Source organism: Xanthomonas sp. DAR 35659, assembly GCF_041242975.1.
Lineage (GTDB): Bacteria > Pseudomonadota > Gammaproteobacteria > Xanthomonadales > Xanthomonadaceae > Xanthomonas_A > Xanthomonas_A medicagonis.
On sequence record NZ_CP162488.1, the window covers coordinates 4,061,980 to 4,080,417 of the forward strand.

Genomic DNA, 18,438 nt, shown 5'->3' on the forward strand with positions numbered 1-18,438 from the left:
CCACGCGTGCCTTGGCGCCTGGGCGCCAGCGTTCTCTGCACCTTACCGACGGCGGCGGGACTACTCGAACATTTCGGTCTGCGCATCCGCCAGCGCATATCGCCGCTGGCAATGCTCGCAGAAGAACGCGCGCCGCTGCGCCTTGCCCAGGTGCTTGCGATAGGTCAGCAGATGCCCGTCGCGCGGACAGGTGGTCTTGGTATGCACCTGGTAGTGCTTCTTCAGCACGAAGGCTTTCTTCCAGTTGTAGAAATCGAAGCTGTACTCGCGCGCCTGCGTCACCAGTTCGCCCAGCTTGCGCGGCGGCAACGCCCCGATTTCGCTCTCCGGGTGCACGCGAATGCGGTGCAGGACCTCGTTCTTGATGATGTTGCCGACCCCGGCGAACACATCCTGGTCCAGCAACGCATCGGCGGCCAACGTGTGCGGCCGCAGCCGCAACTTGCGCCGCGCCTGCGCCGCATCCCAGTCGGGATTCATCACGTCCGCCGTCCAGTCGTAGGCGTCGTCCAGCGCGCCCTCGATGAACTTGATCGAACACGCATAGAAATTCAGCTCCTCGCCCTTGGAAAAGCCCAGACTCAACCGCGGCGACGCGTCCTTGCGCGCATTGATCCGATAGCTACCGAACAGCAGGAAATGGATGCGCACGCTGAACCCGTCGAACTCGATCAGGAAGTGCTTGCCCCAACTGCGCAGCGACAGGATCTTGCGGTTGCGCATCCGCGCCAGCTCCTGCTTGCTGTTGCCGGACACCCGCAGCACCTTGCGGCCCGCGAACGCGGCCGCCTCTTCTTTCAGGATGACGATCGAAGGACCTTCGGGCATGGATGCAGTATCAAGGGCCGGCGTGAGCAGGTCGTGAGCCGAAGGGGGAGCCAGTGCTGCTCAGGCGGCGCTGGGTATGGGTTGGAACCGGATGATCGATGCCAACGGGCCGAGGCCGCTCGCTCTAGTTCAGTCGCGTACTCGGTCTGCAGCGACCGGGACCGAACATGCTGATGACAGCCACGCCGCGGAGTGGCGGGCATGAGCCGCATCGAGCTGCTGCTGGATGCCCACCAGCTCGCGTCCGAAACGTTCTTCACCGACGACGAGACCGATCACCAGATCCGCCGAAGGGTGATTCAGGCCTTCATGAGTCCGGATGCCGTGCGATCCGCGTGATGTGAGCAGACCCAGCATTTCACGTGCGCTTGAAACGCGCGATAGCCGTCGATCGAAAGCGTATCAATATCCATATACATGGGAATCAACGAATCTTCCCAAGAAATTTCGACTGCATCATCTTCGCAGATATCCCGAACAGGGTCGGCTCGGGCCGCGCGAACAGTCATCGCACGCACTACTTTGAACCGACCGCGGCCTCGCCTATCCGCGAAACGAATTCGTCCAGGTCGGTGTTGGCGGTATTGGCGAGAATGACGATGGTCAGGTCGCGGTCGAGCAAGCGATACAACTGCGCCTGCGCGCCCATGATCCGGCCTGGACGTTTGGCGACACGGTGCTTGGCGGCGCCTATCCGCGTCTCGTAGACCCACAGGCCATAACCGTAGTCGTCGAGCCCGGGGGCGGTCAGCCGGGCGATGCTCTCCTTGCGCAACAGGCCGGACCCGAACACCGCGTCCGAGAACCTGAGCACATCTTCGGCCGTGGAGTACATCGCGCCGGCGGCGTACCAGTTCTCCGGATAGACCGGGAAGTCGTTGGACAGGGACTTGAGGTCTTCGCGATACGAGTAGGTGGAGGCCAGGCCTTCGACGATGCTTTCATGGCGCAGCATGCCGGTATGGGTCAGTCCCAGCGGCTTCAGAATCCGTTCCTTCAGCACCTGCTCGTAGGTTTTGCCGGTAACGCGTTCGATGACCTTGCCCAGGATCAGGTAATCGCCGTTGTTGTAGTCGAACGTCGTGCCCGGGGCATGCAGTAGCGGTCCGCTGCAGAATTTTCTTATCAACCGATCGCTGGTATAGGGCGACTGGTAGGTCGGCAAGCCCTCGGTCAACGCCCGCTCCAAGCTTTTCACCTGGTCGAAGTTCTTCAGTCCGGAAGTGTGGTTGAGCAGCTGATGCAACGTGATACGGTCGGCACCGGCGATGGCGTAATCGGGCAGGTAGCTGGCCACGTTCGCCTGCAGGTCCAGTTTTCCTTCTTCATGCAGTTGCAGCACCAGGGTGGCGGTGAACAGTTTGGTGATGGAAGCGATCCAGTACCGGGTCTGGTCGCCGTTGGCGACGCCGTACTGGACACTGGACAGGCCGAAACTGCGCTGGTATCGCCGCTTGCCGTCCTGCTGGACCAGGACAGTACCGCTGAAGCCGTGTTGCGCGGCATAGGTAGCGATGAAGTCTTCGAGTGGCGTCGCCTGCGACTGCGCCCGCAGCGGCATCGCCGCGCAGAGCAAGACAAGCGCACCGACAAGCAAGCGATACGTAACGGAACGGAAGAAGTTTCGCACGATGCACCCCGGCATGATGGAACGGCCGCGAGTATGGAGCCGGACCAATACCCGAGCGGGTGTCTTCGGACGAAACGAGGAGAAGGCCGATGAAATGCCCGACGCGCGCTGCGAACACGTGGGCTAGCCCGGTGGGCGAACCCGCCTGGCGATCGCGCCCATGCTGGCCGTTGCTTCCATCTTGTTCCGGCCGCACTTACGGCTGTGCCAAATACCGCTCGCCGTCGAACCCGAAGCCCGTCAGAAGTCCCTGCGCATCATTCGCGCCGAACAGATCCGGCGATGCGGGTTTCACTGCCGCTGCAGGCGCCTAGTTGCAAGCGCAATCCGTTAGCCGTCGCAGTCAGCTCCGCGGTCACCGGCATGCGTTCGCTGCGGTAGTGGCCCGGGGACCGCGCCAAGGTTTTCGCATCCAGTTGCCATGCCCAGCCGTTCCGCTACACGCACGTCGCTACCGTCGTCCCGCACTCGCCGCCGCTGTTACCGTGCAGGTACGAAAAAGCCGGCACTAGGCCGGCTTCTCGTAAATTCTTGATTTCGTGGTGGGCGGTGCAGGGTTCGAACCTGCGACCCTTGCCGTGTGAAGGCAATGCTCTACCGCTGAGCTAACCGCCCGTGTCGCGAGCCGCACATTATAGGGGTGCTGCGCCTGGCGTCAATGGCCTACGCACGCGCGCTACCCGCGCCGCCACTACATGGTCTGCGTGGGCTTGTCGGCGTTGAGGGTGCCGGCCAGCTGGGTCTCGATCTTGTTGCGGATGGTCTCGCCCTCGTTGTTGTCCGGCAGCTGCACGCCGATGCCGGCGGTGCGGTTGCCCTGCGCGCCCATCGGGGTCACCCAGATCACCTTGCCGGCCACCGGCAGGCGCTCGCTGGAATCGGGCAGGGTCAGCAGCAGGAACACTTCGTCGCCCAGGAAGTAGCGCTTGGGCGTGGGCACGAAGATGCCGCCGTTCTTCACGAACGGCATGTAGGCGTTGTACAGCGCCGCCTTGTCCTTCACCGCCAGCGACAGGATGCCCTGGCGTCCGCTCATCGCACTCATCGTTGTGTCCCCTTCCGGGCCGGGCGATCGCCGTCGCGCCAGGCCAGCAACAGTTCCGCGATGGCCAGGTCGCCACGGACGGTGGTGCGCAGCAGGTCGCGGGTGCGATTGGCTGCGTCGAACCAGGTGGCCAGCTTGTGCAATCGCGCCGGGTCGGTCAAGCCGGCCTGCGAGGCCTGTGCCAGCGCCAGATCGGCGGCGTGGCCCAGGCGCTGCTCGGCCAGGCCGTCGGCGCTCCAGCGCTGCGCCGCGTCGAGCGTGCCGAGCTTGCCGGCGGCGACCTGCTCCAGGTCGGCGGCGACCTGCCGGCGCAGCTTCAGGCCGTCCTCGCGCAGCCACTGCGCGGCCAGGCCGGGATGGCCGCGCGCGGCGTCCAGCGCTTCGCGCGCGGTCTTCTCCGGGAACTCCTGGGCCAGCAGCCAGGCGATCGCCTCGTCGGCCGGCGGCAGCTTGAACTCCAGGCGCTGGCAACGGCTGCGGATGGTCGCCGGCAGCCGCGCCGGCTGCGCGCTGATCAGCCACAGGTAGCGGCCGGGTTGCGGCTCCTCCAGGGTCTTGAGCAAGGCGTTGCAGGCCGCGCGGTTGATCGCATCGGCCGGATCCACCACCACCACCTGGGCCACGCCGTACTGCGGGGTCAGCGCCAGCTTCTGCGAGATCTCGCGCACCTGTTCGATGACGATCTCGGTGCGCAGCTTGTCGCCGGTGCGGTTGGGGATGAACGAGACCAGTTGCAGGTCCGGATGGGTGCCGGCGGCGATCAACTGCGCGCTGCGCAGGTTCGCGGCCGGTTCGCCCTGGCCCAGCACGTGCGCGGCCAGCTTCAGCGCCACCGCGCGCTTGCCCAGGCCATCCGGCCCGCAGATCAGCAGACCATGGCCGAGGCGGCCGGCGTCGAGCGCGGCCACGGTCTGGTCGTAGGCGCGCTGCTGCCAGGGCGCGAAGGGCAGCGCGTCGGTCGCCGCAGCGCTCATGGCGTGCGCTCCTGCTGCACCCAGGCCGCCAGCGCGGTGGCCACGTCGTGGGCCACCGCCTGCGGCGGCTGGCTGGCATCGACGACGCGGAAGCGCTGCGGATCCTGCGCGGCGCGCTGACGGAAGCCGGCGCGCACGCGCTGGAAGAAGTCGTCCTGCTCGCTCTCGATCCGGTCCGGCCACAGGTCGCGGCCGCTGGTGCGGGCGCGACCGATCTGCACGTCCAGGTCCAGCAGCAGGGTCAGCCCGGGCTGCAGGCCGACCGCGCGCCGTTCCAGGTCGGCGATCCAGGCGCGGTCCAGGCCGCGGCCCTCGCCCTGGTAGGCGTAGCTGGAATCGGTGAAGCGGTCGCTGACCACGTAGGCGCCGCGCTGCAGCGCCGGACGGATCACCTCGCGCACGTGCTGGGCGCGCGCGGCGAACACCAGCAGCAGTTCGGTCTCGGCGGCCAGCGGTTCGGCGGCCTCGCCGGGCGCCTTGTCCAGCAGCAGTCCGCGGATGCGCTCGGCCAGCGGAGTGCCGCCCGGTTCGCGGGTCAGCACCACTTCGTGGCCCTGCGCCTGCAGCCAGTCGCGGATCGCGTTGATCGCGGTGGTCTTGCCGGCGCCCTCGCCGCCTTCCAGGCTGACGAAGCGATGGTGGCGCAGCACGGCCTCGCTCATGGCGTCACCGCCGCGCCGCTGCGCGCCTGGCGCAGGCGCTGCAGGTAACGCGCCACGGCCGCGTTGTGTTCGGCATAGTTGGCGGAGAACGCGTGCGCGCCGCTGCCGTCGCCGATGGCGACGAAGTACAGGCTGTCGCCGGGCGCCGGATTGGTCGCGGCGCGCAGCGCATCGCGGCCGGGCATGGCGATCGGGGTCGGGGTCAGGCCGGCACGGGTGTAGGTGTTGTACGGCGTGTCGGTTTCCAGGTCGCGCTTGCGGATGTTGCCGTCGTAGGCGCTGCCGATGCCGTAGATCACGGTCGGGTCGGTCTGCAGCTTCATGCCGAGCTGCAGGCGGCGCACGAACACGCCGGCGATCTGCGGCCGCTCGGCGGCCAGGCCGGTTTCCTTCTCCACGATCGAGGCCAGGATCAGCGCCTGCTCCGGCGACTGCAACGGCAGGTCCTTGGCGCGCGCGTCCCAGGCCTCGGCCAGCGCCTTGTCCATCGCCGCATGCGCGCGGCGCAGCAATTGCAGGTCGGTGTCGCCGCGCTGGTACAGGTAGGTCTCGGGCAGGAAGCGGCCTTCCGGGTGCTGGCCGGGCTGGTCGAGCTTGGCCATCAGTTCGCTGTCGCTGAGCTCGGCGGTGGTGTGCACCAGCGGCGTGGCCGCGTTCAAGGCCGTGCGCAGCTGGCGCACGTTCCAGCCTTCGACGATGGTGAAGCGGTACTGGATCACCTGGCCCTTGCGCATGCGCAGCAACAGTTCGCGCGGGCTCGGCGCCGGCTGCAGCGCGTACTCGCCGAACTTGAGCTTGCCGGCCACGCCCAGTTCGCGCGCCAGCAACTGCCATTGCAGGTCGCTGCCCTGCGTCACGCCGGCGGCGCGCAGCTTGCGCAGCACACCGTTGAGCGAAGCGCCGCGCGCCACCTCCACGCTGGGCTGGGCCGCCTGCAGCGGCTGGTCGGCGAAGGCGCGATAGCCCTGCCACCACCAGGCGCCGGCCGCGGCCAGCAGCAGCGCCAGCACCAGCAATGTCGCCAGCAGGGTCAGACACCCGCGTTTAGCCCAAGCCACGGCCACCTCGAAGCGAATTCAATGGCGTGCAGGATACCGCGCGGCCGGCGTCGGCCGGTATCGCGGGCGCGCGGCTCACGGTTCCAGCGCGCGCAGCAGGCCGCGTGCCTTGGCCCGGGTCTCGTCCAGTTCGCGCTCGGGATCGGAGTCGAACACGATGCCGGCGCCGGTGCGGAACTGCGCCTGCGCGCCGTCCACCTCGGCGGTGCGGATCAGGATGTTCAGATCCATGTCGCCGTCGCGGTTGAGCCAGCCGAACGCGCCGGTGTAGGCGCCGCGCGGCACTTGCTCCAGCTCGGCGATGATCTGCATGCAGCGCACCTTGGGGCAGCCGGTGATGGTGCCGCCGGGGAAAGTGGCGCGGATCACCTCGCCGGGACTGACCCCGTCGCGCAGCCGCCCGCGCACGTTGCTGACGATGTGGTGCACGTGGGCGTAGCTCTCCACCGTCATCAACTCATCGACCTCGACGCTGCCCGGCGCGCACACCCGGCCCAGGTCGTTGCGCTCCAGGTCGATCAGCATCACGTGCTCGGCGCGCTCCTTGGGGTGCCCGACCAGTTCGCGGATGCGCGCGGCCTCGTCGTCGCCGGGCGCGCGCGGGCGGGTGCCGGCGATCGGCCGGGTCTCGACGACGTCGCCGCGCACCGACACCAGCCGTTCCGGCGAGGAACTGACCACCGCACGGCCGTGACCGACGAACAGGCCGGCGAACGGCGCCGGATTGGCGCGGCGCAGTTGCGCGTACAGCGCGGCCGGATCCAGCTCGGCGGCGAAGCGCGCCGACCAGCGCCGCGACAGATTGACCTGGAACACGTCGCCGGCACGCAGGTAGCCGAGGATGCGGCGCACGCCGTCGACGAAGCGCGGCGGCGGGTCTTCCTGCACCTGCAACGGCGGCACCCACTCGGGCAGCGGCGCGGCGTCGGGCAGCGCCTGCAGGTCGCCGAGCAGCGTCTCCAGCAACGCTGCATGCGCCGGCTCGGCCAGCGCCACGCACTCGCCGCTGGCGTGGTCGCGCAGCAACGCGGCGGGGCAGCGCAGCGCCAGCGCGGTCGGCGTTGCCGCCGGTCCCTGCGGCAAGCGCAGCACCGGCTCGACCTGCGCCGCCAGTTCGTAGTCCAGCAACAGCGCCCAGCCGCCGCGGAACGGCCAGCGCGGTTCGTCGCGCGCGCAGCGTTCGGCCTGCCAGCGCGCGTCCAGCGCGGCCAGGAAATCGCCGTCGCGTGCGGCGCCATGCAGATCCCGGGTCACGCCGTCGCGGTCCAGGCGCAGGCCCTCGCCACTGGCGATCAGCAGCATGTCCCAGCGGCCCTGCGCGGTGCCCGACGCCGCCGATTCCAGCAACAGCGGATAGCGCTGCGGCGCCAGGCGGTGCAAGGCCAGCAGGTCGGTGTCGGCCGGCAGGGGAACGGTACGCAGCATCGGAGATCCGCAGAAGGTGAGAGGGCGAGAAGGACGTAGGAAGCGGCACCCTGCTCCGTACGGATGATGGCGCGTCCAAGCCAGTTCAGCGCCGCCCGAAGCGCTCGCCTCGACCGCCGGCAACGCAGGATCGAACGAACCGACCCGTCATCGCCGCGGATGCAAGACCGCGTATACCCGGCATTGCGTCGGAGCGACGGAGGCCTTCTCACCGGAAGGCCGCCCAACGCGCCCCGCATGGACGGCGCCGCGGCAGGCCGACACCTCCAGACCAGCGCCGCCGCCCCAGGGTGGCGTCGTCCCACCAGACGCCTTTTACATACGTGCAACGAAAGCCGAAATCACGTCAGGGGACGGAACCGCCTTTGCGATTCCCGATTCCCCATTCCCGATTCCCAGCCCCTCACATACGTGCATCGAAAGCCGAAATCGCATCAGGGGACGGAACCGCCTTTACGATTCCCGCATCCCCATTCCCGATTCCCAGCCCCACTCACATCCGCTTGAACACCAAGGTCCCGTTGGTCCCGCCGAAGCCGAACCCATTGGACATCGCCACGTCGATCTTCTTCTCGCGCGCCACGTTCGGCACGTAGTCCAGATCGCAACCCTCGCCCGGTTCGTGCAGGTTGATCGTCGGCGGGATCACGCCGGCATGGATCGCCATCACCGAGAAGATCGCCTCGGCGCCGCCGGCCGCGCCGAGCAGGTGCCCGGTCATCGACTTGGTCGAGCTGACCATGGTCTTGTAGGCGTGGTCGCCGAGCGCGCGCTTCATCGCCAGGGTCTCGGCCAGATCGCCCAGCGGCGTGGAGGTGCCGTGCGCGTTGAGATAATCGATCTGCTCGGGGTTGAGCTTGGCGTCCTTCATCGCCGCGACCATGCTGCGCGCGGCGCCCTCGCCGTCCTCGCTCGGGGCGGTCATGTGGAAGGCGTCGGAGCTGGCGCCGAAGCCGACCAGTTCGGCATAGATGCGCGCGCCGCGCGCCTTGGCGTGTTCATACTCCTCCAGCACCAGCACGCCGGCGCCGTCGCCGAGCACGAAGCCGTCGCGCTCCTTGTCCCACGGCCGCGAGGCCGCGGCCGGATCGTCGTTGCGGGTGGACATCGCCTTCATCGAGCAGAAGCCGCCCACCGAGGTCGGCGAGGAGCCGCGCTCGGCGCCGCCGGCCAGCATCACGTCGGCATCGCCGTGCTGGATCATGCGCATCGCCGTGCCGATGGAATGGTTGGAGGTGGCGCAGGCCGAGACCGCGGAGAAGGTCGGCCCCTTCAGCCCTTTGATCAGGCTCACCTGGCCCGGCAGCATGTTGATGATGGTGCTGGGCACGTAGAACGGCGAGATCTTGCGCGCGCCGCCCTCGTGGAATTTGATGGTCTGCTCCTCGATGCCGAGCAGCCCGCCGATGCCCGAGCCGAGGATCGCGCCGATGCGTTCGGCATTGGCCTCGGTGATCTCCAGGCCGGCATCGTCCAGCGCCATGAACGAGGCGCCGACGCCGTAATGGATGAACGAATCCATCTTGCGCGCGTCCTTGGACGAGATGAACTTGGTCGGATCGAAATCCTTGATCTCGCCGGCGATCTTGGTGGTGAACTGAGACGCATCGATCTGGGTGATCGGGCCGATGCCGGACCGTCCGTTGACGATCCCTTCCCAACTGCTGGCCAGGTCATTGCCCAAGGGCGACACCAGGCCCATGCCGGTTACGACGACACGACGGCTCATTGCGAAATCTCCTCACCGCGGTACGCGCGGCCTTGACGCTGTAAAAACACAGGGCCGCATGCGCGGCCCCATGGGATTGTCACGCGCACCGGGGCCACGCAGGCGCCGATGGCGATCGAGAACGGAGCATCAGCTCTTGACGTGCGCCTTGACGTAGTCGATGGCCTGCTGCACCGAGGTGATCTTCTCGGCTTCTTCGTCCGGAATCTCGCACTCGAACTCTTCTTCCAGCGCCATCACCAGTTCCACGGTGTCCAGCGAGTCGGCACCGAGGTCATCGACGAACGATGCGCTGTTGGTGACTTCTTCTTCCTTGACGCCGAGCTGTTCGACGACGATTTTCTTGACGCGTTCTTCGATGGTGCTCATTGGGATATCGCTCCAGATGGAGTAGTGGTGGTTCGAGTTTTAGGATCCCCGCACGTGGATGTGCGGTGCTCCTGTGAGGGACTCACAAAACGCCATCGGGCTGCGATGGCCGCGTTGGATAGTGTAGTGGAAACCGGCTGGCCCTTGCAGCGCCGCACAAACGCCCGCCGATCAGCCACTTAGGCGCGATCCCTGCGCCGCGGGCTCACGGCATGTACATCCCTCCATTCACGTGCAGGGTTTCGCCGGTGATGTAGCCGGCGCCGGGGCCGGCCAGGAACGCCACCGCGTTGGCGATGTCGGCCGGCTGGCCGAGCTGGCCGAGCGCGATCTGCTCCAGCAGCGCGGCGCGTTGCGCCTCCGGCAGCGCCTTGGTCATGTCGGTATCGATGAAGCCCGGCGCGACCACGTTGACGGTGATGCCGCGCGAGCCGATTTCCTTGGCCATCGACTTGGAGAAGGCGATGATGCCGGCCTTGGCCGCGGCGTAGTTGGTCTGGCCCGGATTGCCGGTCACGCCGACCACCGAGGCGATGTTGACGATGCGGCCCTTGCGCGCCTTCATCATGCCGCGCAGCACCGCCTTGGAGGTGCGGAACACGCTGGTCAGGTTGGTGTCGAGGATCGCCTGCCAGTCCTCGTCCTTCATCCGCATCAGCAGATTGTCGCGGGTGATGCCGGCGTTGTTGACCAGGATCGAGACCGCGCCGAATTCCTTGGCGATCGCCTCGATCAGCGCCTCGACCGCGGCCGAATCGGTGACGTCCAGCGCGCGGCCATGGCCGCCCTGGGCGGCCAGGCGCGCGCCGATCGCCTGCGCGCCGGAAGTGGAGGTCGCGGTGCCGATGACGGTGGCGCCCTGCGCGGCCAGGGTGTCGGCGATGGCCGCGCCGATGCCGCGGCTGGCGCCGGTGACCAGGGCGATCTCGCCCTGCAATGGCTTGCTCATCTGCTGTTCCTTGGGGACGGACGGCGCGCCAGGCGCCGCAGGGGAAAGGAAGCCGCCGCGGACGATGCACCCGCGCGCGGCAGCGGAATCAGGCCGGCCAGGTCTCCAGCGCGGCGGCGAAGTCGGCCGGCGTGGCCAGCGCGCGTCCGTCCAGCGCCTTGTCGATGCGCTTGATCAGCCCGGTCAGCACCTTGCCGGGACCGCATTCGGCCACGCCGGTGGCGCCGCGCGCGGCCAGCGCCTGCACGCAGCCGGTCCAGCGCACCGGCAGGTACAGTTGCTCGACCAGCGCCTGGCGGATCGCCTCCACGCCGTCGTGCACCTTGGCATCGACGTTCTGTACCACCGGCAGCTGCGGCGCCTGCCAGGCCAGCCCGCGCATCGCCTCGGCCAGGCGGTTGGCCGCCTCGCGCATCAGCGGGGTGTGCGAGGGCACGCTCACCGCCAGCTTGACCGCCTTGCGCACGCCGCGCTCGGCCAGCAGCGCTAGCGCGCGGTCCACCGCCGCGGCGTCGCCGCCGATCACGACCTGGCCGGGCGAGTTGTAGTTCGCCGGTACCACCACCTGGCTGCCGGCGGCCTGCGCGCAGACCTCCTCGACCAGCGCGTCCTCGGCGCCGATCACCGCGGCCATCGCGCCGACGCCGGCCGGGGCCGCGTCCTGCATCAACTGGCCGCGCAGGCGCACCAGGTGCGCGCCGTCGTGCAGCGACAGGGCGCCGGCCGCGACCAGCGCGCTGTACTCGCCCAGGCTGTGCCCGGCCAGCACCGCCGGACGCGCCCCGCCCTGCGCCAGCCACAGCCGCCACAGCGCCACGCTGGCCGCCAGCAGCGCCGGCTGGGTGTACTCGGTGCGGTTGAGCATCTCTTCCGGACCGCCCTGGCTCAGCGCCCATAGGTCCACGCCGGCGCCATCGGAGGCTTCGACGAAGCTGTCGCGCACCTGCGGATGCAATTCGGACAGCTCGGCCAGCATGCCCAGCGATTGCGAGCCCTGGCCGGGGAAAACGAAGGCGAGTGTGGAATCGGTCACGCGGATCCGTCCTGCAAAAATCGAGCGGCGATGATACGGGCGAAACCGGCCGTACGTCTGTACCCGGGCGTATGTGCACGTGCCGGCGCCGCCAGGGCAGTGCCGCCCGGCCGCCCCGCCCTCTCCTCCTCAGGCGATCGTCCCCGCGGCCGCCCACGCGCCGCGCGCGTCCGCGCGACGCGCGCAACGCGGCCAACCCGGCTCAATCGCGGTCGGGCGCGGCCAGCGGGAACAACGCCCGGTACGGCCGCGCCTCGTCCACCGCACGGGCGAACGCGGGCCGCGCCAGCAGGCGCCTGCGGTAGGCGAGAACGTTCGCGAACGCGGCATCGATGGGATGCGTCCAGTCCGCGTAGAACAGGAACGGCGCCGCCGCGCAATCGGCCAGACTGAAGGCGTCGCCCGCGGCCCAGGTGCGTGCGGCCAGCGTCGTCTCCAGCCAGGCGTAGGCCGTGTCGAGCATCGCGCGCGCCGCGGCCACGCCATGCGGATCGCGTTCGTGTTCCGCGCGCAAGCGATCGGACACGATCTTCTGTTGCGGGGTGGCGAGGTAGTTGTCGAAACAGCGGTCCATGAAACGGACCTCGAGCGCAGCGCGCGGATCGGACGGCAGCAGGCGCACCGGGCCGGGATAGTGCAAGGCCAGATGCTCGATGATGATGGTCGCTTCGGCGACCGTCCGGCCGGCGTCGACCAGCACCGGGAAGCGGGCGAAGGGCCAGCGCGCGGTCAGTTCGGCCAGCGGCTGCGGATCGTCGGCGGACAGCATCCGGTACGCGAACGGCGTCCGGTTCTCGTACAGCGCGATCAGGACCTTCTGGCAGTAGAACGAGAAGGGATGGGCATAGAGCTGCAATGACATCGTCGATCACCTCGGTCATGCGGAACGCAGGCGCCCGACGCGCGGACCTGTCATGCCCTACGACGACCGTTGGCAATGGAAATCGACACGGGGCGACCGTCTGGAGCGCCGACGGCCCTGACCTCGCCCGCGCCGACATCTGCGCCCGCCAGACGCACACCGGCGCTCGACGGCGCTCGACGGCGATGCACCGCAATGGCGCAACGCGTGCGTGGATGGACGGAACTGCATGCGGAACGCGCCGGCCACCGCCGCCCGCCATTGGCAGCGCGCAGCGCCAAGCCGCTTCACACGCTCGAATCGAATCGGCGCCAACGCGTGCGCTACGCGCCTACGCTGCGCGGGACGCCGAAGGCGCCCGCACCCACAGGTTCCGGCTCAGTAGCGCAGCAGCGCCGAGCCCCAGGTGAAACCGCCGCCGAAGGCTTCCAGCAGCAGCAACTGGCCGCGCTGCACGCGACCCGACCGTACCGCCACGTCCAGCGCCATCGGCACCGAGGCGGAGGAGGTGTTGCCGTGCACGTCCACCGTCACCACCACCTGCTCCATCGGCAGGTCCAGGCGCTTGGCGGTGGCTTCGATGATGCGCAGGTTGGCCTGGTGCGGGATCAGCCAGTCCAGGTCGTGCTTGTCCAGGCCGTTGGCGTCGAGGGTCTCGTCGACCACCGCGTCCAGCGCCTTGACCGCGTACTTGAACACCTCGCTGCCCTTCATCTGGATGCCGCCGGCGGAGGCGTCGCCGGTGCCGTCGCCGAGCCCGGTGGAGATGCCGACCGGATTCCACAGCAGTTCCTTCTTGCTGCCGTCGGCATGCAGATGGGTGCTGAGGATGCCGGTGTCCTCGTCGGCGCGCAGGACCACCGCGCCGGCGCCGTCGCCGAACAGCACGCAGGTGGTGCGTTCGGTCCAGTCGACGATGCGGCTGAGGGTCTCGGTGCCGATCACCAGCACGGTCTTGGCGTCGCCGCAGCGGATGAACTTGTCGGCCACGCTGAGCGCGTAGACGAAGCCCGAGCACGCGGCATTGACGTCCAGCGCGGCGCAACCGACCGCGCCCAGCCGCGCCTGGATCAGGCAGGCGGTGGACGGGAAGATCAGATCCGGGGTGGTGGTGCCGACCACGATCATGTCCAGCGCGGCGACATCGATACCGGCGGCTTCGATCGCCTGCAACGCGGCTTCGTAGCCCAGGTCGCCGGCGGTCTGGCCAGGCGCGGCGATGTGCCGCTCGCGGATGCCGGTACGGCTGCGGATCCATTCGTCGCTGGTATCGACCATGTGCGACAGATCGTCGTTGGTCAACACTTTTTCAGGCAAATAGCTACCGGTGCCCGCGATCCTGGAATAGATCCGCTTGCTCATGCTGATTCCTGTTGCCTGTTACGCAGGCCGCCCGCGCGGGCGCGGCCTGTGAAGATGGGTGACTCCGTCCGCCGCGGCGCGATGGACGGGCACGGATCAATCTTCTTCGACCTGCGAGGTCTTGGTGGCGATCACCTTCTTGCCGCGGTAGTAGCCGTCGGCGGTGATGTGGTGACGCAGGTGGGTCTCGCCGCTGGTCGGGTCGGTCGACAGCTGCTTGGCGCTGAGGGCGTCGTGCGAACGGCGCTGGCCGCGGCGGGACGGGGTGACACGGGATTTCTGCACAGCCATGGGATTGCTCCAAACTCGGTTCGTTTACATCTGTCGTCATTACGTCGCGCAGGACGCGCGCGTCCGGCAACAACCTCAGGCAGCGTCCGGCGGGCCGACCGCTACTGTTTCTTCAGCGCCGCCAACGCCGCGAACGGGTTGGCCTTGCTCACCTCTTCCTCGGTCGCCGGCCAGTCCTGTTCGACCGCCTCGCTTCCGGGCGCCACCGGCACCAACGGCACCGCCAGCACCAACTCGTCCTCGACCAGATCGGCGGGCCGCAGCATGCCGTCGTCCGGCACCAGCAAGGCCTCGTAATCCGGCGGCAGCGCGGCCTCTTCGTCCTCGCTGCGGATCAGCCCCAGCCGCTGCACGGTCGAGACCGGCAGCAGGAAGCGCTGCAGGCTGCGCTGACAGATCAGCGGCAGCGCGGTTTCGAGCGTCAGTTCGACGTAGGACACTTGCAGTACAGCGTCGCGGCCGAATTCCAGCGTGTAGCGGCATTCGCCTTCGGTGTCGGCCAGGCTGCCTTGCAGACGGGTCATCGCCGAGAGCGGCAGGCGGTCTTCGAAGACCCTGCGCGCTGCGACCATCCGCCAGGCATCCAACAGTTCGGGCACGTTCGCGGACATAAGCCGCAGAATGTTAAGGACTGGGGCCGGCGCTGTCAAACCTGCCCCGCCGGACCGGCAAGCCGCTGGCCCGTCGCGCGCAGCCACATCGTACGGACGGTCGCGCGCGAGCGCTTGCCGGGTCCTGCGCCGCGCCGCAGACTGCCGGCCCCGGCCGCTGCGCCACCCTGCCCGACCGCCGATGCCCCCCCTGATCCTGGCCTCCACCTCCGTCTATCGCCGCGAACTCCTGAAGCGCCTGCGCCTGCCCTTCGACAGCATCCGCCCCGATGTCGAGGAGACGCCGCGGCCTGGCGAAGCGCCGCTGGCGCTGGCGCAGCGGCTGGCCCGGGCCAAGGCGGAGGCGGTGGCGGCCGGCGCGGCCGGGGCCTGGGTGATCGGCGCGGACCAGGTCGCCGAACTCGACGGCCAGCCGCTGGGCAAGCCCGGCCATGTCGCCGCCGCCTGCGCGCAACTGGCCGCCATGTCCGGGCGCAGCGTGCGCTTCCACACCGCGGTGTGCCTGCTGCGCGGCGATCGCGCCCTGCAGGCCTGCGACCTGACCGAGGTGCGGTTCCGCGAGCTGGACGCGGACGCGATCGCCCGCTACGTCGCCGCCGAACAGCCGCTGGACTGCGCCGGCAGCTTCAAGTGCGAGGGCCTGGGCATCAGCCTGTTCCGCGCGATCCACAGCCAGGATCCGACCGCACTGGTCGGACTGCCGCTGATCGCGCTGGCGGAGCTGCTGCGCGAGGCCGGCTACGTCCTGCCCTGAGGCGCGCGCCGTCCGCTACTGCAACCGGCACCACTGGTACGGGAAGCGCGCCTGCCCGACCCAGGCCTGGTAGACGTGGCACGAACCCGGCTGCAGGGCCAGGCCGTAGCGGGCCAGTTGTTGCGCGGCCAGCGCCTGGGTCTGCCGGTCCGCCGCGGCGACGTCCATCGCCCGCGCCGGCGGCAGCACCCAGCGGCAACGGCCGGCGTCCACCTCCACCTCGGCCCGCACCGGCCGATGCGCCAGGCGCCGCATCAACGCGCACCGCGGACCACGATCCAGACCTAGCTGGGCCGCCACGGCATTGAGCCGCTGCAGGCGTTCGATGTTGCGATCCACCGTGGCCGGCAGCAGCGCATAGCCCTGCCCGCGCGCGCCCAGCATCGCCCGCACCCGCGCGGCATAGGCCGGCGTCTCCGGGAAGTTGGACGCGACCGACGCGTAGGCCGCCTGCGCCGGCAGGAACGGAATGCGCCAGGACTCCGGCGCATCGCCGACCAGCAGCACCACACTGCGCTCGGGCTGCACCATCGGCGGCGCCTGCACCCGGAACGCCTGGCGTGCCCAGCGTTCGTGGCCCCAGTCGCCCCAGCCGTACAGCGCGAAGGCCGCGCAGGCGATCAGGGTCCAGCGCGCGGCCGGGGCGGCGATGCGCGCCGGCAACAGCCGCCGCAGGCCCACCCAAAGCAGCAGCGGCGCCAGCAGTTCCGGCACCACCAGGTAGCGCTGGATGCTGAAGGCCGCCTGCCAGGCGAGGAAGGCGACCAGCACGAACACCAGCAGCGCCCGCCACGCCGGCGCGACCACGTCCTGCGGCCCCTCCTGCCGGCGCGGGCGCCGCAGCCCCCAGCGCAGCAGCGCGACCAGGCCGAGCAGATACAGCAGCGGCCACACCAACTGCCGCAGGCGCACCTCGCTGACCCGGTTCGGCGCCAGCGAGAACTGCAGCGGCCAGGTCAGCCATTCCCACGCGCCCTTGGGCAACCAGCGCGTATCGCTGACCGCCACCGGCTGCGCCAGCGGCGCCAGGAAATGGCTATTGAACTGCGGGAACAGCGGATTGCCGAAGGTCTGCCAGACCCGCAGCAGCCACGGCCCGGCCAGCAGCGCGAAGCTGGACAACGCGACCACGGTCAGCAAGGCGGCGCCACCGATCCGCTGCCGTGCGCGCCCACCGGCGACCAGCGCGGCCACGCCGAGCGCAAACGCGAACAGGGCATTGGTCAGCTTGCAGGCCATCGCCAGCCCGAGCAGTGCGCCGGCCAGCGCCCACCAGCCGAGCGCCACGCCCTTTCCGTCGGCCTGCTGGCGGCGCTGTGCGTGCAGCGCGGCCAGCAAGGCGCCCAGCACCGGCAGGGCGCTGCTGTTGTCGCCCATGGTGCCGGCGAACTCGGACAGGAACACGGCGCTGCACAGCCCGGCCAGCGCCAGCCACGGCGCCAGCCGCGCGCGGTCCAGGCGCGGGTCCAGCACCTGCCAGACGATCCCGGCCAGCAGCAGGAACGCCAGCGCATGCAACGCGCCCATCGCGAAGCCGGCCAGCGGCGCCGGCAGGCCGGTGAACAGCGCGTAATGCAGCAGGTCCAGCAGCGGATTGAAGTAGCTCTGCATCTGCGCCGGCGCCAGGTCGATGCCGAGACGGCCGTGCAGTGCGGCGTAGCCGTTGTACAGGTGGTAGTTGCGCAAATCCCAGTTGGCGTCCTGCCCCAGCCACAGCGACAGCAACCCGCCGAGCAGCGCCACCGCCACGCCGGCGGCGATCACGTTGCCGCGGCGGTGGAAGGCGAAACGACGGTCCAGCGCGGCCAGCAGGCGCCGGCGGCGGCTGGGCGCCGCGAAGGAGGCCGCCGCGCTCATGCGCCGTCGCCGCAGCGCGCGTCGGCCGGGTCCGCCGCCGGCCAGGCCGGGATCGCCAGATAGGCCAGGCGCTTGGCCTCGATGCGGCCGCGCGTGACCGTGTCCAGGATCAGCCCGCAGGCCAGCAGCAGCACGCCGAGCAGCACCAGTGCCGAGCACAGGATCGCGGTCGGAAAGCGCGGCACCAGGCCGGTGTGCAGGTAGGTCAGCAGCAGCGGCACCGCCAGGCCCACGGCGAGCAGTTCGCAGGCGCCGAAGCCCAGCGAGAAGAACAGCAAGGGCCGCTCGGCCTTGAACAGGCGCAGGATGGTCAGCAGGATGCGGGTGCCGTCGTGCCAGGTGCGCAGCTTGCTCTGCGAGCCCTCCGGACGCGCACCGTAGGCGGTGTCCACTTCGGCCACCGGCATGCGCAGTTGCAGCGCATGCACCGCCAGTTCGGTCTCGGTCTCGAAACCGGCCGCATGCGCGGGGAACGACTTCACGTAGCGGCGCGAGAACACCCGGTAGCCGGACAGCATGTCGTCGAAGCTGCGGCCGAACAGGAAGCCCACGCAACGCGTCAGCAACACATTGCCGGTGCGATGGCCGGCGCGGTAGGCGGCCGCCGCATCGCTGCGGCGCGCCCCCACCACCATGTCCAGTCCGTCGCGCAGCAGGCGTTCGACCAGCGCCGGCGCCATCGCCGCGTCGTAGGTCGCATCGCCGTCGACCAGCACGTAGACGTCGGCCTCGATGTCGGCGAACAGGCGCCGCACCACGTTGCCCTTGCCCTGCAGCGCCACCGTGCGCACCCGCGCGCCGGCCGCGCGTGCCTGCGCGATGGTGGCGTCGCTGGAATTGTTGTCGAACACGTGGATGCTGGCCGTGGGCAACTGCGCGGCGAAGTCGGCGACCACGCGGCCGACCGTGGCCGCCTCGTTGTGGCAAGGAACCAGCACCGCGATGCGCGGCGGCGCCGCGTCGCGGGCAGAGGAAAGGCTGGGCATGGGCGGCGTGCGG

19 protein-coding genes and 1 tRNA gene are annotated in these 18,438 nt (G+C 69.4%); 2 read left to right on the plus strand and 18 right to left on the minus strand.

Going from position 1 to position 18,438, the window contains the following annotated elements; genetic code table 11:
* Nucleotides 1–60: 60 nt before the first annotated feature.
* Complete coding sequence (locus AB3X07_RS16960; RefSeq protein WP_369939850.1) at nucleotides 61–828, minus strand: DNA-formamidopyrimidine glycosylase family protein; 768 nt, start codon at nucleotides 826–828, stop codon at nucleotides 61–63.
* 201 nt (nucleotides 829–1,029) lie between these two features.
* Between AB3X07_RS16960 and AB3X07_RS16965 the strand changes: the two genes are divergently transcribed.
* Nucleotides 1,030–1,167: a hypothetical protein gene (locus tag AB3X07_RS16965; RefSeq protein WP_369939851.1), complete on the plus strand. Its 138-nt coding sequence runs from the start codon at nucleotides 1,030–1,032 to the stop codon at nucleotides 1,165–1,167.
* Between the two features lie 178 nt (nucleotides 1,168–1,345).
* Here AB3X07_RS16965 and AB3X07_RS16970 read toward each other — a convergent pair whose 3' ends face one another.
* The 15 genes from AB3X07_RS16970 to AB3X07_RS17040 all read right to left on the minus strand — a co-directional run bounded on the left by AB3X07_RS16970 (nucleotide 1,346) and on the right by AB3X07_RS17040 (nucleotide 14,828).
* Nucleotides 1,346–2,458: a serine hydrolase domain-containing protein gene (locus AB3X07_RS16970; RefSeq protein WP_369939852.1), complete on the minus strand. Its 1,113-nt coding sequence runs from the start codon at nucleotides 2,456–2,458 to the stop codon at nucleotides 1,346–1,348.
* 540 nt (nucleotides 2,459–2,998) lie between these two features.
* Nucleotides 2,999–3,073, minus strand: a tRNA-Val gene (locus AB3X07_RS16975).
* A gap of 76 nt (nucleotides 3,074–3,149) precedes the next feature.
* Nucleotides 3,150–3,503: a PilZ domain-containing protein gene (locus AB3X07_RS16980; protein ID WP_369939853.1), complete on the minus strand. Its 354-nt coding sequence runs from the start codon at nucleotides 3,501–3,503 to the stop codon at nucleotides 3,150–3,152.
* Complete coding sequence (locus AB3X07_RS16985; protein WP_369939854.1) at nucleotides 3,500–4,477, minus strand: DNA polymerase III subunit delta'; 978 nt, start codon at nucleotides 4,475–4,477, stop codon at nucleotides 3,500–3,502. The genes AB3X07_RS16980 and AB3X07_RS16985 overlap by 4 nt, the downstream gene beginning before the upstream one ends.
* Entirely contained in the window at nucleotides 4,474–5,139 is a 666-nt protein-coding gene (gene tmk, locus AB3X07_RS16990; RefSeq protein WP_369939855.1) for a dTMP kinase, read from the minus strand. Before tmk ends, AB3X07_RS16985 begins: the two co-directional genes overlap by 4 nt.
* The gene (gene mltG, locus AB3X07_RS16995; RefSeq protein WP_369939857.1) at nucleotides 5,136–6,197 is read right to left on the minus strand and encodes an endolytic transglycosylase MltG; all 1,062 of its coding nucleotides are present in this window, start codon (nucleotides 6,195–6,197) and stop codon (nucleotides 5,136–5,138) included. The genes tmk and mltG overlap by 4 nt, the downstream gene beginning before the upstream one ends.
* Before the next feature lie 75 nt (nucleotides 6,198–6,272).
* On the minus strand, nucleotides 6,273–7,622 hold the full coding sequence (locus AB3X07_RS17000; RefSeq protein WP_369939858.1) for an aminodeoxychorismate synthase component I: 1,350 nt from the start codon (nucleotides 7,620–7,622) through the stop codon (nucleotides 6,273–6,275).
* A gap of 493 nt (nucleotides 7,623–8,115) precedes the next feature.
* Nucleotides 8,116–9,351, minus strand: a complete 1,236-nt coding sequence (fabF, locus tag AB3X07_RS17005) for a beta-ketoacyl-ACP synthase II (protein WP_369939859.1) — start codon at nucleotides 9,349–9,351, stop codon at nucleotides 8,116–8,118.
* A 129-nt stretch (nucleotides 9,352–9,480) separates the two neighbouring features.
* The gene (gene acpP / locus AB3X07_RS17010; protein ID WP_046981398.1) at nucleotides 9,481–9,720 is read right to left on the minus strand and encodes an acyl carrier protein; all 240 of its coding nucleotides are present in this window, start codon (nucleotides 9,718–9,720) and stop codon (nucleotides 9,481–9,483) included.
* Between the two features lie 205 nt (nucleotides 9,721–9,925).
* Nucleotides 9,926–10,669, minus strand: coding sequence for a 3-oxoacyl-ACP reductase FabG (gene fabG / locus AB3X07_RS17015; protein WP_369939861.1), 744 nt, complete (start codon nucleotides 10,667–10,669; stop codon nucleotides 9,926–9,928).
* 88 nt (nucleotides 10,670–10,757) lie between these two features.
* Nucleotides 10,758–11,702: an ACP S-malonyltransferase gene (gene fabD / locus AB3X07_RS17020; RefSeq protein WP_369939862.1), complete on the minus strand. Its 945-nt coding sequence runs from the start codon at nucleotides 11,700–11,702 to the stop codon at nucleotides 10,758–10,760.
* 202 nt (nucleotides 11,703–11,904) lie between these two features.
* On the minus strand, nucleotides 11,905–12,564 hold the full coding sequence (locus tag AB3X07_RS17025; protein ID WP_369939863.1) for a glutathione S-transferase family protein: 660 nt from the start codon (nucleotides 12,562–12,564) through the stop codon (nucleotides 11,905–11,907).
* A gap of 378 nt (nucleotides 12,565–12,942) precedes the next feature.
* On the minus strand, nucleotides 12,943–13,926 hold the full coding sequence (locus AB3X07_RS17030) for a beta-ketoacyl-ACP synthase III (RefSeq protein WP_369939864.1): 984 nt from the start codon (nucleotides 13,924–13,926) through the stop codon (nucleotides 12,943–12,945).
* 96 nt (nucleotides 13,927–14,022) lie between these two features.
* Nucleotides 14,023–14,217: a 50S ribosomal protein L32 gene (gene rpmF, locus AB3X07_RS17035; protein WP_184411606.1), complete on the minus strand. Its 195-nt coding sequence runs from the start codon at nucleotides 14,215–14,217 to the stop codon at nucleotides 14,023–14,025.
* 101 nt (nucleotides 14,218–14,318) lie between these two features.
* The gene (locus AB3X07_RS17040) at nucleotides 14,319–14,828 is read right to left on the minus strand and encodes a YceD family protein (protein ID WP_369939867.1); all 510 of its coding nucleotides are present in this window, start codon (nucleotides 14,826–14,828) and stop codon (nucleotides 14,319–14,321) included.
* Between the two features lie 181 nt (nucleotides 14,829–15,009).
* Here AB3X07_RS17040 and AB3X07_RS17045 point away from each other — a divergent pair, with 181 nt between their 5' ends.
* The gene (locus AB3X07_RS17045; RefSeq protein WP_369939868.1) at nucleotides 15,010–15,582 is read left to right on the plus strand and encodes a Maf family protein; all 573 of its coding nucleotides are present in this window, start codon (nucleotides 15,010–15,012) and stop codon (nucleotides 15,580–15,582) included.
* A 15-nt stretch (nucleotides 15,583–15,597) separates the two neighbouring features.
* On the opposite strand, the gene AB3X07_RS17050 is transcribed toward AB3X07_RS17045, so the two are convergent.
* Together AB3X07_RS17050 and AB3X07_RS17055 are read right to left on the minus strand one after the other, a co-directional pair.
* The gene (locus AB3X07_RS17050) at nucleotides 15,598–17,439 is read right to left on the minus strand and encodes a hypothetical protein (RefSeq protein ID WP_369939869.1); all 1,842 of its coding nucleotides are present in this window, start codon (nucleotides 17,437–17,439) and stop codon (nucleotides 15,598–15,600) included.
* Nucleotides 17,436–18,425, minus strand: a complete 990-nt coding sequence (locus AB3X07_RS17055; protein WP_369939870.1) for a glycosyltransferase family 2 protein — start codon at nucleotides 18,423–18,425, stop codon at nucleotides 17,436–17,438. Before AB3X07_RS17055 ends, AB3X07_RS17050 begins: the two co-directional genes overlap by 4 nt.
* Nucleotides 18,426–18,438: the final 13 nt, after the last annotated feature.

Excerpts from the sequence above, each read along its gene's own strand:
- AB3X07_RS16960 (WP_369939850.1), bottom strand. The coding sequence starts at position 828 with ATGCCCGAAGGTCCTTCGATCGTCATCCTGAAAGAAGAGGCGGCCGCG.
- AB3X07_RS16965 (WP_369939851.1), top strand. The coding sequence starts at position 1,030 with ATGAGCCGCATCGAGCTGCTGCTGGATGCCCACCAGCTCGCGTCCGAA.
- AB3X07_RS16980 (WP_369939853.1), bottom strand. The coding sequence starts at position 3,503 with ATGAGTGCGATGAGCGGACGCCAGGGCATCCTGTCGCTGGCGGTGAAG.
- AB3X07_RS16985 (WP_369939854.1), bottom strand. The coding sequence starts at position 4,477 with ATGAGCGCTGCGGCGACCGACGCGCTGCCCTTCGCGCCCTGGCAGCAG.
- tmk (WP_369939855.1), bottom strand. The coding sequence starts at position 5,139 with ATGAGCGAGGCCGTGCTGCGCCACCATCGCTTCGTCAGCCTGGAAGGC.
- AB3X07_RS17000 (WP_369939858.1), bottom strand. The coding sequence starts at position 7,622 with ATGCTGCGTACCGTTCCCCTGCCGGCCGACACCGACCTGCTGGCCTTG.
- fabF (WP_369939859.1), bottom strand. The coding sequence starts at position 9,351 with ATGAGCCGTCGTGTCGTCGTAACCGGCATGGGCCTGGTGTCGCCCTTG.
- acpP (WP_046981398.1), bottom strand. The coding sequence starts at position 9,720 with ATGAGCACCATCGAAGAACGCGTCAAGAAAATCGTCGTCGAACAGCTC.
- fabG (WP_369939861.1), bottom strand. The coding sequence starts at position 10,669 with ATGAGCAAGCCATTGCAGGGCGAGATCGCCCTGGTCACCGGCGCCAGC.
- AB3X07_RS17025 (WP_369939863.1), bottom strand. The coding sequence starts at position 12,564 with ATGTCATTGCAGCTCTATGCCCATCCCTTCTCGTTCTACTGCCAGAAG.
- AB3X07_RS17030 (WP_369939864.1), bottom strand. The coding sequence starts at position 13,926 with ATGAGCAAGCGGATCTATTCCAGGATCGCGGGCACCGGTAGCTATTTG.
- rpmF (WP_184411606.1), bottom strand. The coding sequence starts at position 14,217 with ATGGCTGTGCAGAAATCCCGTGTCACCCCGTCCCGCCGCGGCCAGCGC.
- AB3X07_RS17040 (WP_369939867.1), bottom strand. The coding sequence starts at position 14,828 with ATGTCCGCGAACGTGCCCGAACTGTTGGATGCCTGGCGGATGGTCGCA.
- AB3X07_RS17045 (WP_369939868.1), top strand. The coding sequence starts at position 15,010 with ATGCCCCCCCTGATCCTGGCCTCCACCTCCGTCTATCGCCGCGAACTC.
- AB3X07_RS17050 (WP_369939869.1), bottom strand. The coding sequence starts at position 17,439 with ATGAGCGCGGCGGCCTCCTTCGCGGCGCCCAGCCGCCGCCGGCGCCTG.
- AB3X07_RS17055 (WP_369939870.1), bottom strand. The coding sequence starts at position 18,425 with ATGCCCAGCCTTTCCTCTGCCCGCGACGCGGCGCCGCCGCGCATCGCG.